Below are 14,856 nucleotides of genomic sequence, written 5' to 3' on the forward strand. Positions count from 1 at the left end.
GATGATACGATATTTAACAATCAACCAACAGTAATGGCGCTACGCTGATCATAGAGGCCATTAACCTCTTGTTCTAATAGTGAAATCTGTTTATTCAGTTCAAGCACTTTGGTATTGACCATTGCCAATTCTGTCTCAGCTACCTCACTTTGCTCGCTTTTAGCGACTTGTTGATATTCGGTCGCCTTCTTGCGCATATTAGTCAACTCTTTCTTGAGTTGAGCTAGATCTGCATCGACTTTACCAAGCTGGCGCTGTGCTAACGCCTTGTCAAAACTGGCTTTGTCTTTATCTTGAGCAATTTGAGTCAACGTTTTACTATTATCCGCAATGACCTGCTTGGCAATATTAGTGCGCGCCACCACAACTTCGGTATCTTTTTGAATGTCGCGGTCCATTGCCTGCAAACGTTCTGTGGTATTGGCATATTCGGCGCGACGACTATCCAAATAGTAGTTAGCCCCCATCGCCACACCACAGGCTGCTATACCCGCCTTTATAGAGCACTGAGTTTTTTCTTCTGACTTCAAAAACATACAAGCTGCAATCCCAATACCTGCGGCCGCAGCACACGCCTGGAATCCAGAGGCACTAAAAAATTCAGCCTCTTGGCCATTGGTAAGTCTTGAATCTGTTGCTGGCTGGTTCCCCGTCATCGAGCTCCCTGTGCTGGCACAACCAGAAATGATAAGGCTGGTGGAAACCATCAAACAAATAGCTGTACGTTTAAATATGAATTTCATGTTAAAAAACCTCTGAACTGTAAAAAACCTAGTAGATGCCTCTCACCAACAGCACTAACTCCATTTAGCACCAGACTCTACAGGCGCTCGATACTGCAGCCAAGTGCTTTCCAAACATCTCGATTCTGTTAGATAAACGAAAAAAATGATAATAATCAATTTTATATATTAATACAATGAAACAGATCACGTTAACAATGTTAAGTAATATAACTTGGTCTTTATGATGCGTAATGTCCGGAGGTTGTCTTGTACTGACTCGATGCTCATTCACCCAACTCATCAGAGCATTAAGCAGAGGTGGCTTCAATATGCCGCTGAAATTTAACCATCCCAAGTTGACTGGGATTACCCATATTGAAGAGACGATGTTAATGTCATCACGTCAATTTCAAGGAACCATTTTAACCTCTAGTCACGCTACCCACAGTGGCTCTAGGATATAAAGCTCATCCGTGATACTTCTTAAAGTTCTTCGCCTGATCCAGCACGCTCTTGTAGACCTCATCGTTGGCTACTGGTGGGAAGCCGTAGCCGTGTAGCAGTAGGATAAGTCACCTTCAACTTGGCATTTATGTCGTCGCGGTTGCTCCAGTCAGGATACAGAGCGTTGTTATCGACCGTCACTTTCATGTCTTGGGCTAGTTCAATCTTCTTGGTCTGCAGTGCAAACTCGACGGCACGGTTAAAGCATTCAAGCTGCAGGGGCGGCATGCTAGATCAGAAATCACTCTTATCGCTGGTTTGGAACATCTAGCCAAGTAGATATAGGTGATTGCACACCTCGATCAGCTATTGCTGAGCATCTTCTTGTCTCCATAACGTACAAAATCATGCAAATCTAAAAAAGACAGATTAGCAACTAAGCAAAATCAGTATTGCCATAAGCAGCTAGGACCAGCATCAAGATAATGTTGCCAAAGTGTCATCGCCATCTCCAAAAATTTCACATGTGAAAACCATTGTGTTTATAGACAAGCTATCACATTCACGACAACACTTGACTGAGTGACGCTAAGCGTTTGAGTAGCGCTTTACGCTTCAAGTTTTTTTGAATAAAAAACTGAAAAGGAAGAATAAAATCATTCTCCAAAAATTTAATTTGATAGGCATAGAATAACGTCTGTAGCGACAATGTCGCTTGATCATAGCCACTGGCACATCCGCGGGAGGCTTCCTCAAAAGCCCTTTTCCAATAATTTTCACGCTCATTGTAGACAGCTTCAAGATACTCATTTCGTTTCTGCGCCTCTTGCGCAAGACGCTCAGTTTTGGCTGCACGTTCCTCTTGCTTAACCTCCATTTCAGCTACAGACCAAAATGGTTGCAACAATAAGCCAGTTACCCAATAGGAAAAATTAACTTGAGGTTTCAGCTCTTTTAACTGATCTATCGCCTGTATGCGTGATAATTGCCCCTCAGCAAATAAGCGACAAAGTAACGCGTCCTTATCGACATCCGACAGCCTAGCCACTTGCTGCTGTGCTGTTAATACTGTGGTTTGAGGGACATGTGCAGGCATTGACCGCAGTAAAAGATGTAAAGCACGTATTGATTGCAAAGGAATGTCAAAAAGAGCAGTAAATGCCAATTGCGCCGGTGTTAACTGGTGAAAATCAAAGGCTATAAGCGGTAAGGGCTCTAATGCCATATCATCGTAGGCTCGACTTAACCAATGAAAATACAAAACGCGATAATCGCCAGCTAAGAGTTCTGCCCTCAGTGCCGCCAAATCAAGCATAAAGGATTCGGCATCTTCATCATCACGGTAGCGATAATCATCTTCTAAGGTAAATATCAGTAATTGCCCCTGTTCACTCTCGACAAAGGACACATAAAACTCAGCATCTATTACCTTGAAATCACTGGGGATTGTACCGGCTGGCAATTTAAGATACGCATTCACTTGCCCCCAATTGGCGTAATAAAAGCCAATATCAAACAAATCCATCATTAAGGTTTCTGGATCGGCCTTTAAATCACCGTAATGATATTGCACACAAAAGAAGTGGCTAGTGATATCTGCTCTGCTAGAAATATTCCTTAATCTATTCCGCTGCGGGACCGATAAGCTACTGTTAACACATTCGAATCGATAATACTGATATTCACTCATGGCTGGCTCACGTTGATTTTCTCGTTCTGCATTATGGCGACAGGTCGAACTGACGCACTTCATCTTAAACTGAGGATTCACAAAGCTGAAGACAACTTTGGTACTTGTGGCTCAGCCTGACTACACTCATAAACAATCCTGAAATCCTGAATGTGTCACTCGGCTGAGGTCAATAAAATTGGCTGCGGATAAAATTCCCCTCTTTTATGACGATAGAGAACATGCAGAAACCATCCTCTATGAGCTGTCACTGCACGAAGATCTCTCGCTCATCAAAAAGCGCCTAAAATTGGGTGATTACCAACTCAATGATTGGCTGATTGAACGCAAAACCTTGCCCGATCTTGTGCAATCGCTATGTGATGGGCGCTTATTCGCTCAAGTTGCCAGGCTAGCCACGAGTGCAAGCTATACGGCGCTACTCATCGAAGGCTGCACTCAAGATATCGCAGATTACCAGATCCGCAGAGAGGCGCTTATCGGAGCGCTGTGCTCCATTTCAATCAATTTCCATATCCCAATACTTCGCAGTTTATCGCAAACTGAAACGGCCAAAATACTGTATTTTTGCGCCACTCAGTTAAACCGCAGAGAAAATGAATTAACTCTCACGGGACGTAAGCCCAAACGCAAGAAAAATCAGCAACTGTTTATCTTGCAAAGCCTACCCGAGGTCGGCCCCAAGCTTGCCAGCAGGCTGCTATACCACTTCAAAAATATCGAGGCCGTTTTCACCGCTCCCGAAGAGGCATTAATCCGAGTCAAAGGCATAGGTAAGGAAAAAGCCAGAAAGATCCGTGAAGCGCTAACAGGTTGATTAAGCAGCTATTTAAAATTATGCAGTTTACACCCCAAGCAACAGGCTATGCAGTTCTTGATGGGAGCTCACTTGATAGTGCGGCTCTATGCCGGCGGGTACATCGTGGCCGTGGACGTTATACCAACAAGTATGAATACCTGCATTGATGCCGCCTTGGATATCAGAATGCGGGTTATCTCCGACCATGAGCACAGCATCGCGCTCAGGATGACCCATGAGTTCGAAGGCATGTTCGAAGATGCCTACATCGGGTTTGGCTATGCCGACTTTTTCTGAAATCACTAAAATATCAAAATGATGCTGCAAGCCTGTACGCTCTAATCGCACGGTTTGTAGCTCAGTGAAACCGTTGGTGATGATGCCCAATTTAGCTTTACCTTGCAGCGCGGCTAATAACTCGCGGGCACCGGGTAGCGGTGAACAAATTTCGGCCATTGCCGATAAAAAAGCGCTATTGAGTGTCATGGCCGTGACAGATAATTTGGCAGCCCAAGGCTCGAAACGTATGGTCTGCAACTCGGCGGCAGTTATCTTGCCATCTTGATAATCAACCCAAAGCGGTTTGTTAACTAACTGATACTCATCAAAATCGGCTTGGGTAAAATCGACCCCAAACTCACTAAACATCAATTTAAGCCCTTTTAAGGCATCGAAATAAAATAGGGTTTCATCGGCATCGAACAAAATCCATTGGTAAGACAAGGACATAGGAACTCTCTTTCTGACAAAATAGCTAAGACCCATCCCATGCCGTTCAGTGGCATCGAGAATGGTACATCGGCGATTGCGGCAACACTGTGGCTAACTGCCTAGCAGTAATCAAGATAAGCGATAAACATGAGCGATGAGCGCGAAAATAACTAGGCTTCACAGTCGACACCCGCAATCAGCAAGTGCATTAGTCTACCTTGCATCAAGGGCGATGATAACCACGATAATAAAAACTGACTGTTGAGGTATCATCAACAATAATGGCAGGGGAACGCGATAATCTAAGGACACCATGGAGCACTTTTCGGCATTACCTATCTTTGTCACTGTCGTGGAATGTGGTAGCTTTTCTCTTGCAAGTCAAAAGCTTGGACTGAGTAAATCGGCGGTGAGTAAACGCATTACCCTATTAGAACAAAGTCTGGGTATTCAACTTTTGCACCGTACCACTCGCAGCTTAAGTCTTACCGAAGCGGGCGCCCGCTATTTTGACTATGTTCGTCCTGCCGTTAAACTCGCAGAGGAAGGGTTGGATGCCATTTCTGAGCTACAACAAGCGCCTCAGGGCAATTTGCGCATCGCAGTTCCTATGGTATTTGGCCGCTTGCATATCGCCCCTTTTATCCCTGAGTTTCTGCGCCGCTATCCTAAAATACAGCTGCAAATGCAGATGGATGATAAGACAACCGATTTAATTGCTGGCGGATTTGATCTGGCAATTCGCATCGGCGATCTACCAGATTCAAGCCTGATTGCCCGTAAAATTGCCCCTTGTTTAAGTGTGATTTGCGCCTCTCCCGAATATATTGCTCGCCACGCTGTACCACAAACGCCACAGCAACTCAGCCAACATAACTGTTTGTTCTACTCATATTTTCGTGATGGTGTTGAATGGACCTTCTTAAGCCCGCAGGGCCCCACTCGTATCCAGCCGAACGGTAACTATCAAGTCAACAATAGTGATGCCATCCACCAAGCCACACTCGATGGTCTAGGCATAGCCAACCTGCCGCGTTTCATGGTCGACGCCGACTTACAAACAGGCCGCCTACAAGCCTTGCTCACAGATCATCCCCTCCCCGAACATGGCATTTACGCGGTTTATCCACAGCGAAAACATTTGCCAACTAAGGTGAGTGTATTGATTGAGTTTTTGATGGAGAAGCTGGCGAGTTCAGATAAGTTTCAACTTGTAAGCGACTAGGAATTACATCCCTACTTTACCCATATGTTGAATGAGAGATATGCTCGATACCTGTAAAAGCGGAGCAACTCTATCTATCCAATGGGTAAAGTTGATATTGCAAATAGGATAATAAAGTTAGTTCGTGTCTCACTCAAAAGTTCAAAGCTCTTCGATTCCACACGCTTTTAGAAATTGATAAGTCGAATCATAAAAAGCCGGTTTTCTAGTAATATCTAACTCATCGCCTTTAGGGACGAAAATCACCATTCCTTGCCTCGCTCGCGTCAGTAAGACTCGATAGGCATTTTCAAGATACCTGCATTTTTCTTCCCGTTGTCGTTGTTCCCAGCTTGAGCCTCGAAACTGCATATGCTCAAAACCTGCATGACCGAATCTAAAATCAGCCTCCCAAGCAACCAAACACCAATCAAGCTCAAGCCCTTGAACATCAAACTCTGTGGCGACATCTTCAAGAAAATGTGAAGAACGAATATCCTCTATCGGCCCCAAAAACCAATCTTTATGCTCAATTTTGTTTTTGACGAAAATGCCTTCAGCTTTTAATCGAATACCATTTGACGAGGCTAGCATTCCCATTGTTTCAGTCCCACGCACTTGAGATTTTATCCAACATTTAGCAGCCTTTAAGTCTCGGGTAACTTTAATTTGATATTTTTGCTTAAAAGTCGCCAAAACATTCATAGCCATGCCACTGTTACCATTAACTAAATGGTGGATAAAATTTGACAACTTTTCGGCTCGAAATGAACGCATCGATGTCGCCAAATGTAAACAAGGTAACAAAGTACCTTTTGAAAAGTCGCGAGTCGTTAAACCCGTAGACACATACTCACCATTAAGTAAATCCGTAGAATAATAAGCATCCCAGTGAGTAAATCGGTTGCCAAGTGCATCCAACCATCCAAAAAGCCCAACCTCGCCGGTGTTGATTTCTTGTCCACCGCCGATCAACGCAATAATTACAGCCCAATCTTCATGGCGGTCCATCACTTCGATAAGATATTCTGGCTCAGACTTATTGAATCCAGCTTGATTACGCTTGGTCTGCATGAATTTGCTAGTCTGCTCAACATTCCAAGCACGCTGAGCTTCGTCAAAGATAGCTACTTGCTCTACTGGGGGTTTGTTCGATGTAAGCGAGTCATCCCTAAACTTATGGATATTCTGAATAAATTGCTCAGTATGTCGTCGACAATCGCCAATTTTCTCTTTAGTGCGATCACGTCTATCTCGCGCCAGAGCTTCTTGCAAAACAGAGACTAAAGGGCCATTTCCGCTTAAAAATACTGCATATTCCTTTTCGTCAGCATTAGAATGCGCACTCGCAATATTAAGCCCTACAAGGGTTTTGCCCGCACCCGGAACGCCGGTAACGAAACAAATGATTTTTCGCTTATTGATCCGAGCATTGTGAATCAACTGAAGTAATTGCTGGCTCGTTTGTCCAAGATTTTGAGTGTCGGCTTCACTACGAGCAATATCTTCGACTTTATGCTGCGCATATAGCGCTTGCGCCGCTTCGATAATAGTTGGTGTTGGCAAATAACCAGAATCAGCCCACAAGTTTGAATCAAAAGTAGGTTGATTCAACCGCTCAGCAATTAGGCGCATTCTTGAAAACAATTCACCGGGTGAAATACACAAGGTAGAAGCAACATTATCGCCTGCGAATACTGGATCTTTCGATTGGCTCGTCGCTTTGGTGGCGACAAGCAGAGGGACTAGATATTTATCATGACTACCGCGATGAAAGTTCTTTAAATCTAAGGCGTATCCATGAGTTTGCCTCATATCTGCAGCGGTAAATACTTTTGCGCCAACTTTAAACTCTACAACAAAAACAATTCCTTTAAATATCATCACGACATCCGCACGTCGTCCCATTCGTGGGATCATAAACTCAATGAAAATATGCCCTTCTCGCTCAATGCTCTCGGCCAAGGAGCGTTTGAGAACTTCAATTTCAGCACACCAAGCACGAGTTTGTGCATGCAATAAATGCTGAGTATGGAAACGTGATATCTGCCCGGTAATCGCATCGGGCTCAGCAGATAGAAAATCTTTAAAACTCGCCGAATAAAATGCTCGTTGAGTCATAATGATCCCTCAACGGTAAAATCAAGAAGTTGTTTCGCCGGGATATCTAAAGCACTGGCAAGCTTAAAAAGATTAATCAAACTAACATTGCGTTGCCCACGTTCAATGCCGCTGACATAGGTTCTGTCCATGTCAGCTTTTAATGCAAGCTGCTCCTGAGAAAAAGATCTCTCAAGTCGCAAACTTTTTAGATGAGTACCGAATGAGGTAAGCAAATGATCTTCCATGAATAATCCTTTGAAGAGTTTTCATGATGATCTTTACTTGTAGACAATACGTCTACGGACTATGAGTCACATTAAATGCCTAGCACTTAATGATTTGGACATAACATCGCACAGGGTAATCACTCACAAAATGCAAAATGATTGTTGCCGCTGATTACATTTAGACGGCAAATTCCGCAATCTACTTACCAACCACTCGGCAATAAGTACCTTGTACTTCGGCCGCCGACGTCGGCTTTGGGCCAGTATCTATCTCAAATTTCTATTAAGCGATTGGTTCTACTGGCTAACAGATATGCGCGAAGGCTAACAGGATTAGGCACTAACATGGAAGTGACTATCCGTGACAGGACGTCACGGTTGAGCATCCTGGGACTTGAACATTCCCTATTTAACTGCCAGTTCGCCTTCCATGGCTCTCGTTCATAAACTTAGAAACCCTAGGTTTCTATTCACCGAGTCACTGGAATACAAGTGCTTGATAACATGCCTAACCTTCATTTTTTCATACTGAGTGGCAATAAGTATCTGGTACTTCGGCCGCCGGCGTCGGCTTTAACTAAAAACCGCTGTTCAACCATTTGAGCAAGATGACGGGTGGCGGTGGCGCGACTCACCTTCGCGACTTTTTGATACTGGCTACTATTAATCCCTAGTTCAAAATCGCCGTCTAACATCCGATTGAGTACTTTGGCTTGCTCTTGACTCAATAAAGATTGGTCGACACTTTGCCAATACTGAGTTTTCGACAGCGTTCTGCTCACATCTGCCATCGCATTGAGTAAGCAATCATTGAGGGTTTCAAAAAACCATACTAACCAAGGAGTAATATCTACATCGCCCCTTTGAGTGGACTCTAAAATGTCATAGTAAGCTTGGCGACGGGCAAGAATACTGACCGACATAGCGTAAAAACGAATCGAGCGTTTCTCCGCTTGCGCCAGAGCTAAATCAGTCAATAAGCGCGTGATGCGCCCATTACCATCATCAAGTGGATGAAGAGTAACAAACCAAAGATGTGTTATCGCCGCACGGATAAGCGGATCTAAAACCTGCGCTTGCCGTGAAGCATTAAACCATTCGATAAACTGCGAGAGTTCAGCATCCAATGCCGCTCTAGAGGGTGCCTCAAAATGTACTGTTGGTTTATCAATGCGGCCAGAGACAACCTGCATAGATGTATCGCCACGCAGCGCTCCGCTAATAACAGGGTTAAACAGCGTATAACCCTGGGGAAATAACTGTTTATGCCAACCTAATATCCGCTCAAGGGTTAATTCAGTCTCTAAATTTTTTAAGGCATCGAGCATAATGTCAGCCAAACCATCGGTTTGTGCTGTTGTCGGATACGGTTTATCTTCAGTCACGCCAAGTTTTTTAGCTAAGGATGAGCGTACCGAAGCAGCATTGAGCTTTTCACCTTCGATCGCACTGGAATGGATAATGTTAGCGAGTAAGGTGTCGAGTGCAGCGTCTGAAGTTAATAAGCTATCGTCGTGACTTAGCATTTGCTTGCCAAGCAACTGGCCCTGATTGAAATAGACCTGACGCAGCAAGGCATCAATGCTGCTGGTGTTCCAATGAAACTTAGGCCAATCGGCTTGCTGCCAAATCCACATATCTACCCCATGAGTCGAATAACAAGCCTATTCTACTCAAATAATGAGGCGATTAACAAACCTATTCGACTCACTTTATGAGTCGAATAGCACTAATAATCGCCTCATCAATACCAACATGGCTATGCAATGCAGAGAAATGAGCCTTGTTGGTAATCCGGGATCTCGTTTCTAAGCCTTGCGGTCATCCACTTGTATTATTGTGCAGCTACAGTGCAGCTATCATACAATTTAGTGCCGCCTTTACTGTGGCGCATTGCCGTTGCGCGTGACTTTTATGTATAGCCACCGACAAATATGTATAGCCACGGACAAAGCCTTCGCGCTGAGATATACTGCCGCCGCTGATTTGACACGCCAATGTGACACGCCGAGGTGATAACTTACGGCTTTACCGCACCACTGACACACATTCTGAGCCTAACCTATGCCTGATAACGCCAACAATTCACCAACCTCTACTCACGTACAATGTACTGCTAATGCACAGCGTATCGGCAATGTTCAACCTACTGGTAATTCACCGATTGTTACGCCAGATGCAATGCATCCAGTCCAGTCGAATGCGCTCAGTGACGAACAGGTAAAGGTAAAAAAGCAGAAGGTCTTTATCATAGGTTTGCCACGCACAGGCACCACGAGTGTAAGTGTGGCGTTGTTGGAGCAAGGGCTAAAAGTGGCACACATGGCCTTTACTAAGCAGGCGTTTATGCTGGCCGACGCCGTGTCTGACACGCCTTGTTTCAGCGATTATCAGCAGTTGGATTTATTATTTCCCGAGGCTGTGTTTGTCTATCTCGACCGCGATATCAATACTTGGTTGCCTTCGATGCAGATGTTACTTGGTAAAATGGCACCCCATTTAGATGAAAAAACGGGCCGCTTCCATCCAATATTAAAGCGCAGTTTTAGGCATACTTTCGCCATAGATAAAGTGGCGGAACCTGCCAGCAGTGAGCACTTAATTGCTTGTTATCAAAAGCATCAGCAAGAAGTGTTCGCTTACTTTAGTGGGCGGGAAGACTTTATTTCAATTGATGTTAGCCATGCGGGGAGCTTGAGTCAGTTACTGCAATTTTTGGGAATGGAAGCAAACGCGGAGAATAGCGATGTCGTATTAGGTTTAAGCGAGCCACTGAGTTTCCCTAAACTTAACGTGGGCCGCAACGTGGCAAGTTGGGGCGAATATAAACACCCCAACAAGGTCAACACCAATAGCGCAGGCCCACAAAGCCGTAAGTTTTTCGACTACACGCTTTAACATTGGATCAGTACACAGATACCAATACACAGATATCCAAGCGCTGAATTAGAAATTAGCTTTAAGCACAGTCTCTTGGTCGAGCAAGCTTTGGTACAAGGTAAACTGGTTCGCGGCGCGGTCTAAATTATGGCCTTCGCGGTGGATATGGAAATACACATCACCATTAAGATAATCCGTTAAAAAACGAACACCTATCATCAAACAAATCACCCGAGCACCGAGCCACAGACTGCGCTTTTCGTCTTCCGTTAAAACGTCACCCAACTCACTCAAGTAGCCACGGCAAATCGCGGCGAAGATGTCTTGGCGCACTTGGACTTTATCTAAGGCCGTAGAGTCTTCCTCCTCTGGCGAGCAGAAAGTGCGGACCATGTCGCCAAAGTCATACATCAGATGACCTTTCATACAGGTATCTAAATCGATAATCGCCATGCTGGACATGTCGCGTTTATCGAAAAGCATATTATTGATTTTAGTGTCGTTATGGCAAATTCGCAGCGGCAGCTTTGGCGATATTTCTGCAAGTTCATCAAGCAACGCCTGCTGAGATAACGCGTAATCAACCCAATGACGGCAGAGCGCTAAGCGATGTTGACTATCGAGTTCACCGGCCTGCTTTAGTAAGGCCATGCGTCCCGGTAAATGGTGAAACTGAGGGATCACATCTTCAAGCTCTGTCGCATCAAAATCACTCAAGGCAGAGGCAAAATGACCAAAGGCCTTGGCCGCCATTTCCGCTTCTTGTTCCGACTTAACCACTTCAATGCTAAGACTATGGGGCAAGTAACTGATAGCACGCCAAAATCCTTGCTCGCCTAAATCGATAGCCAGCTCACCCTCTTGGGTTAAACATGGGCTAACGACTTTAAGGCCGTATTGTTGCTGCAACGACTTAGCGCATAAATGATGGCTAATTTTATCGGCATTGCAGACCAAAGCGTTGGGCGTTTTAAATACCTCAGTATTAATTCGCTGCAATACTAATTCGCCCGCAGGCCAGCGCACCAAAAGGGTGTCATTGATGTGGCCATTACCGAGGGCAGAAATTTTTGCCTCGGCAGATTCAATACCAAAATGAGGCAACACTGACTGCCTGATGAGTTTAATCACTCAATAACTCCGTTAATTTTTGTTTTACCCAGACAGTGTCCTGCGGATAAGTCACGCCAAGCCATGGCTCACAGGCAACATCGACATACACAGGCAAACCTTGCTCAATTCCTGCTTGTACTATGGCGGGTAAATAGCATTCAGACTTAGGTTGTTGCCCCTGTTGCCCGATAAATTCGGTTAATTCACGTTTAATAACATCAAATATGTTTGGGGAGAAGCCCCAGCATGTCATAGAGACCAAGGAGTGCGCCGGCAAATTAGCATGACCCTGCGGGCCATCACCCATTAAGTGGCCAGCTTGCTCGGCGATATTGAGCCATTCGGCGACCGATTTAAGCTGACCATTTTCAACCTGACACAAACCACGATTAACGCCACCGTGTTCCGACAACGTGAGTTCTATGGGATAGGCCACCATCATCCACTCAGTTGGCCTCATGCTTAAGCCTTTGGCTAAGGAAACAAAAGCGCTATCACCATAAAAATCATCGGCATTGATAACGGCCATTGGTCCTTTAACGAGATGGCGCGCACTCCAGAGTGCATGGGCCGTCCCCCAAGGTTTAAGCCTGTGGCTAAGATCCGCCAATTGCGCCGCTTCAGGTAAATCCGTTAAGACTTGATAGCAAAAATGATATTCAAAATCGGCTGGCAAAAATCGTGTCAGGATCTCAGTTAATTCACTTTCTAACTCTGGGCGGATCACCAGCACAGCACGCTGAAAACCACTGCGAATGGCCGACATGATTGATAGCACCAACATGGGTTCACCCGCGGGACCGAGTGCCGCCAATTGCTTATCGCCGCCGAAACGACTACCTAGCCCCGCAGCCATAATGACTAAGGTCAATTCTGTATTCATGCTGGATTGATATATTCAGTTCAAATTTAAAGGTGTTTCCCCAAACGCAGCGACCTAAACAACCTAAAGTACGGTTTGAGAAAAAGAGGAGCAAAAGTGTAATCTACCCCTCTAATTGTGACTAGCATTTAAGCAGAATTTTTATCGACTTAGCTGCAGACTTTTTTAACGAGCAATATAATCGCCAAAGGTGCGATTTTGTTCCAATATCGCTTGGCTGCCCTTAAGACTGAACTTATAACCACACAGGCTAATATTACCTCGGCGGGCGAGGTCAATAATGATGGCCTGAGTATCGAGTGGTGAGAATCGCGCCTCTGAAGCGGAATCCGCTTTCAGATCCACAGTCACAGGGCGATAGTCAGTACCATTGTTAAAGGATAAGACGCTGCAAGTTTTATCTCCCTTTGCCGTCGCTAAGGACCACAGGTTTTGTGCTTTACCTTTCTCACCGAGCCAACGCATGATCAAGATGTCATCCTCCAGCGCCACAGAAAAACCGTCGGGTAACGCGAGCGTCACCCGCTCACCCGCATAGGGCGCAATCGCGTTAACTGTGACAACTTCTGCACCATCACCCGTTTCTGCGTCGCCATTTGGCCAAAGGCCCCACACCAAGGCAATCAAGAGCACCACACCACAGCCAATTCCTGCTGGGCGCCAATAACGGCGTTCTACTTTCGGCAGTTTAATCTTAGGCAACACCAAGAAACGCTTTAGTGGCGCCAAAAACTCAAATAAACCGCGAAATAGCTCGGTCATCGAACCAGAATCTTTTGCTTCGGCGCGGCGCTGACGCACTTCTTCGGCATGATCTCTATCGTTAAAGCTGTCAGGCTCATCATCTTCTTCGGCGGTAAAACGCCAACCGGGTTCAGCACTACGCTCGGCAGGATCTAATTGCGCCGCAGTAAAGTCGACATGTTTCAAATCAACATTGTCCACATCGACATCGACCAACTCAATGTGGGTCTGTTCAACGCGGCTAGTATTAGCAGGACGAAAATCCGCATGGCTGTCTGGTATCACAAAATCGGCAGGATTCTGCGTCATTCGAGTTAACGCATCAAAGCGCAGCTCATCTTGACGCAACGCCTCTCGCTCTGCCTCCGCCGCGCTAACACTCGGCTCAACCCTCGGCGATGTTAAAACAGTTTCAACATGGGTAGACAAATCGACCTCTGGCTCAGACACAGTCTCAGCGCTAATGGTTTGGGCATGAAGCTGCTCAACATGTGGTTCATGCCTTTCAGCTTGAGGTTGTGCTTGAATATGAGAGGTAGATTTTGCCGATTGTCTTACGGCAACGTCTTGAGCAACAATAGGTTTAGGGTCAATGATGTTAGGATCTATGGCAGTTTTAGATGCCATGACTTTAGGGTCTATAGTGTTAGGATCTATGGTTTTAGGTGCGATGGTTTTAGGAACAATAGTCGGTTCCACACGGCGCCTAGGCATTGCCTGTGATGCTGGTGCATCCAGCTCAGGACCGAAATAACCGTAGCGATAATCCACTATCGTTGGTGCAGGAAAGCGCCAGCCCCAAAATGTCAGTCCCGCGGCTAACGCTAAACTCAATCCAATTAAGGCAATATGCACACCGGCCGCTAACAGGCCGATGAAAATTATTAACGGCAATAGAAATACGCCAATCAAGCCTTTTGACTTATCGGCATCGGCCAAACGACGCAAACTGGTGAGCCCTAATAAAGGTAGACCCAACAATGCCAGCAAATACATCAGAAAATTAGCCCCAAAAGCAGCGGCTGCAAATGCAATACAGACGTAAACGCCAACACTGATTGCGACAAAACGGGGACGAGAATCACGCCCGTGAAGGCAGAAAAGAGATTTTAACAGCACGACCCTTCCTTTATTGTTGTAAAAACGAGATACAAAAAGACACTCATTGCCTTATTCGCACGAGCGTAACCAATTTACCCGCAATTGTCAGTGCCTACGACCCAAGTCGGATAAAAATGCACATAATATCGAAGTAAATCTAAAATAGGCTTAAATTGCCAGCCAACAAGCCCTAGTATTTCTATGGTCAAAATCGGTATAATGCTCGGCTTTC

The 14,856-nt window shown here is 45.3% G+C and carries 13 protein-coding genes; 3 read left to right on the plus strand and 10 right to left on the minus strand.

Annotated elements, in window-relative coordinates:
• Nucleotides 1-20: 20 nt before the first annotated feature.
• From L5M17_RS12150 to L5M17_RS12160, 3 genes are all read right to left on the minus strand, one after another.
• Nucleotides 21-743, minus strand: coding sequence for a hypothetical protein (locus tag L5M17_RS12150; RefSeq protein WP_263147722.1), 723 nt, complete (start codon nt 741-743; stop codon nt 21-23).
• 504 nt (nt 744-1,247) lie between these two features.
• Entirely contained in the window at nt 1,248-1,457 is a 210-nt protein-coding gene (locus L5M17_RS12155) for a DUF3387 domain-containing protein (protein WP_263147723.1), read from the minus strand.
• A 274-nt stretch (nt 1,458-1,731) separates the two neighbouring features.
• The gene (locus L5M17_RS12160; RefSeq protein ID WP_263147726.1) at nt 1,732-2,859 is read right to left on the minus strand and encodes a hypothetical protein; all 1,128 of its coding nucleotides are present in this window, start codon (nt 2,857-2,859) and stop codon (nt 1,732-1,734) included.
• A gap of 178 nt (nt 2,860-3,037) precedes the next feature.
• Between L5M17_RS12160 and L5M17_RS12165 the strand changes: the two genes are divergently transcribed.
• Nucleotides 3,038-3,676 (plus strand): ERCC4 domain-containing protein, encoded by a 639-nt coding sequence (locus tag L5M17_RS12165; protein WP_263147729.1) that lies wholly within the window; start codon nt 3,038-3,040, stop codon nt 3,674-3,676.
• 27 nt (nt 3,677-3,703) lie between these two features.
• Here L5M17_RS12165 and yjjG read toward each other — a convergent pair whose 3' ends face one another.
• Nucleotides 3,704-4,387 carry a pyrimidine 5'-nucleotidase gene (gene yjjG / locus L5M17_RS12170; RefSeq protein WP_263147731.1) on the minus strand — a complete coding sequence of 228 codons (684 nt, stop codon included), beginning with the start codon at nt 4,385-4,387 and terminating at the stop codon, nt 3,704-3,706.
• A gap of 295 nt (nt 4,388-4,682) precedes the next feature.
• Here yjjG and L5M17_RS12175 point away from each other — a divergent pair, with 295 nt between their 5' ends.
• Nucleotides 4,683-5,594 carry a LysR family transcriptional regulator gene (locus L5M17_RS12175; RefSeq protein WP_263147734.1) on the plus strand — a complete coding sequence of 304 codons (912 nt, stop codon included), beginning with the start codon at nt 4,683-4,685 and terminating at the stop codon, nt 5,592-5,594.
• Between the two features lie 141 nt (nt 5,595-5,735).
• Here L5M17_RS12175 and L5M17_RS12180 read toward each other — a convergent pair whose 3' ends face one another.
• The 3 genes from L5M17_RS12180 to L5M17_RS12190 all read right to left on the minus strand — a co-directional run bounded on the left by L5M17_RS12180 (nt 5,736) and on the right by L5M17_RS12190 (nt 9,540).
• Nucleotides 5,736-7,694 (minus strand): DUF2075 domain-containing protein, encoded by a 1,959-nt coding sequence (locus tag L5M17_RS12180; protein WP_263147739.1) that lies wholly within the window; start codon nt 7,692-7,694, stop codon nt 5,736-5,738.
• Complete coding sequence (locus L5M17_RS12185; protein WP_076497128.1) at nt 7,691-7,921, minus strand: helix-turn-helix domain-containing protein; 231 nt, start codon at nt 7,919-7,921, stop codon at nt 7,691-7,693. The genes L5M17_RS12180 and L5M17_RS12185 overlap by 4 nt, the downstream gene beginning before the upstream one ends.
• 497 nt (nt 7,922-8,418) lie before the next feature.
• Nucleotides 8,419-9,540 carry a Fic family protein gene (locus L5M17_RS12190; RefSeq protein WP_263147744.1) on the minus strand — a complete coding sequence of 374 codons (1,122 nt, stop codon included), beginning with the start codon at nt 9,538-9,540 and terminating at the stop codon, nt 8,419-8,421.
• A gap of 427 nt (nt 9,541-9,967) precedes the next feature.
• Between L5M17_RS12190 and L5M17_RS12195 the strand changes: the two genes are divergently transcribed.
• Nucleotides 9,968-10,801: a sulfotransferase gene (locus L5M17_RS12195; protein ID WP_263140704.1), complete on the plus strand. Its 834-nt coding sequence runs from the start codon at nt 9,968-9,970 to the stop codon at nt 10,799-10,801.
• A 48-nt stretch (nt 10,802-10,849) separates the two neighbouring features.
• Here the strand turns inward: L5M17_RS12195 and L5M17_RS12200 are convergent, their stop codons facing one another.
• The 3 genes from L5M17_RS12200 to L5M17_RS12210 all read right to left on the minus strand — a co-directional run bounded on the left by L5M17_RS12200 (nt 10,850) and on the right by L5M17_RS12210 (nt 14,642).
• On the minus strand, nt 10,850-11,914 hold the full coding sequence (locus L5M17_RS12200; protein WP_263140707.1) for a phosphotransferase enzyme family protein: 1,065 nt from the start codon (nt 11,912-11,914) through the stop codon (nt 10,850-10,852).
• On the minus strand, nt 11,907-12,779 hold the full coding sequence (locus tag L5M17_RS12205; protein ID WP_263147746.1) for an NTP transferase domain-containing protein: 873 nt from the start codon (nt 12,777-12,779) through the stop codon (nt 11,907-11,909). Before L5M17_RS12205 ends, L5M17_RS12200 begins: the two co-directional genes overlap by 8 nt.
• 165 nt (nt 12,780-12,944) lie before the next feature.
• Nucleotides 12,945-14,642: a hypothetical protein gene (locus L5M17_RS12210; protein WP_263147748.1), complete on the minus strand. Its 1,698-nt coding sequence runs from the start codon at nt 14,640-14,642 to the stop codon at nt 12,945-12,947.
• Between the last annotated feature and the right edge of the window lie 214 nt (nt 14,643-14,856).

Origin of the sequence: Shewanella sp. SW24 (assembly GCF_025653395.1) — a bacterium.
Lineage (GTDB): Bacteria > Pseudomonadota > Gammaproteobacteria > Enterobacterales > Shewanellaceae > Shewanella > Shewanella oncorhynchi.

Bases quoted from the DNA above. Each gene is read 5' to 3' on its own strand.
- L5M17_RS12150 (WP_263147722.1), bottom strand. From the start codon at position 743: ATGAAATTCATATTTAAACGTACAGCTATTTGTTTGATGGTTTCCACC.
- L5M17_RS12155 (WP_263147723.1), bottom strand. From the start codon at position 1,457: ATGCCGCCCCTGCAGCTTGAATGCTTTAACCGTGCCGTCGAGTTTGCA.
- L5M17_RS12160 (WP_263147726.1), bottom strand. From the start codon at position 2,859: ATGAGTGAATATCAGTATTATCGATTCGAATGTGTTAACAGTAGCTTA.
- yjjG (WP_263147731.1), bottom strand. From the start codon at position 4,387: ATGTCCTTGTCTTACCAATGGATTTTGTTCGATGCCGATGAAACCCTA.
- L5M17_RS12175 (WP_263147734.1), top strand. From the start codon at position 4,683: ATGGAGCACTTTTCGGCATTACCTATCTTTGTCACTGTCGTGGAATGT.
- L5M17_RS12180 (WP_263147739.1), bottom strand. From the start codon at position 7,694: ATGACTCAACGAGCATTTTATTCGGCGAGTTTTAAAGATTTTCTATCT.
- L5M17_RS12185 (WP_076497128.1), bottom strand. From the start codon at position 7,921: ATGGAAGATCATTTGCTTACCTCATTCGGTACTCATCTAAAAAGTTTG.
- L5M17_RS12190 (WP_263147744.1), bottom strand. From the start codon at position 9,540: ATGTGGATTTGGCAGCAAGCCGATTGGCCTAAGTTTCATTGGAACACC.
- L5M17_RS12195 (WP_263140704.1), top strand. From the start codon at position 9,968: ATGCCTGATAACGCCAACAATTCACCAACCTCTACTCACGTACAATGT.
- L5M17_RS12205 (WP_263147746.1), bottom strand. From the start codon at position 12,779: ATGAATACAGAATTGACCTTAGTCATTATGGCTGCGGGGCTAGGTAGT.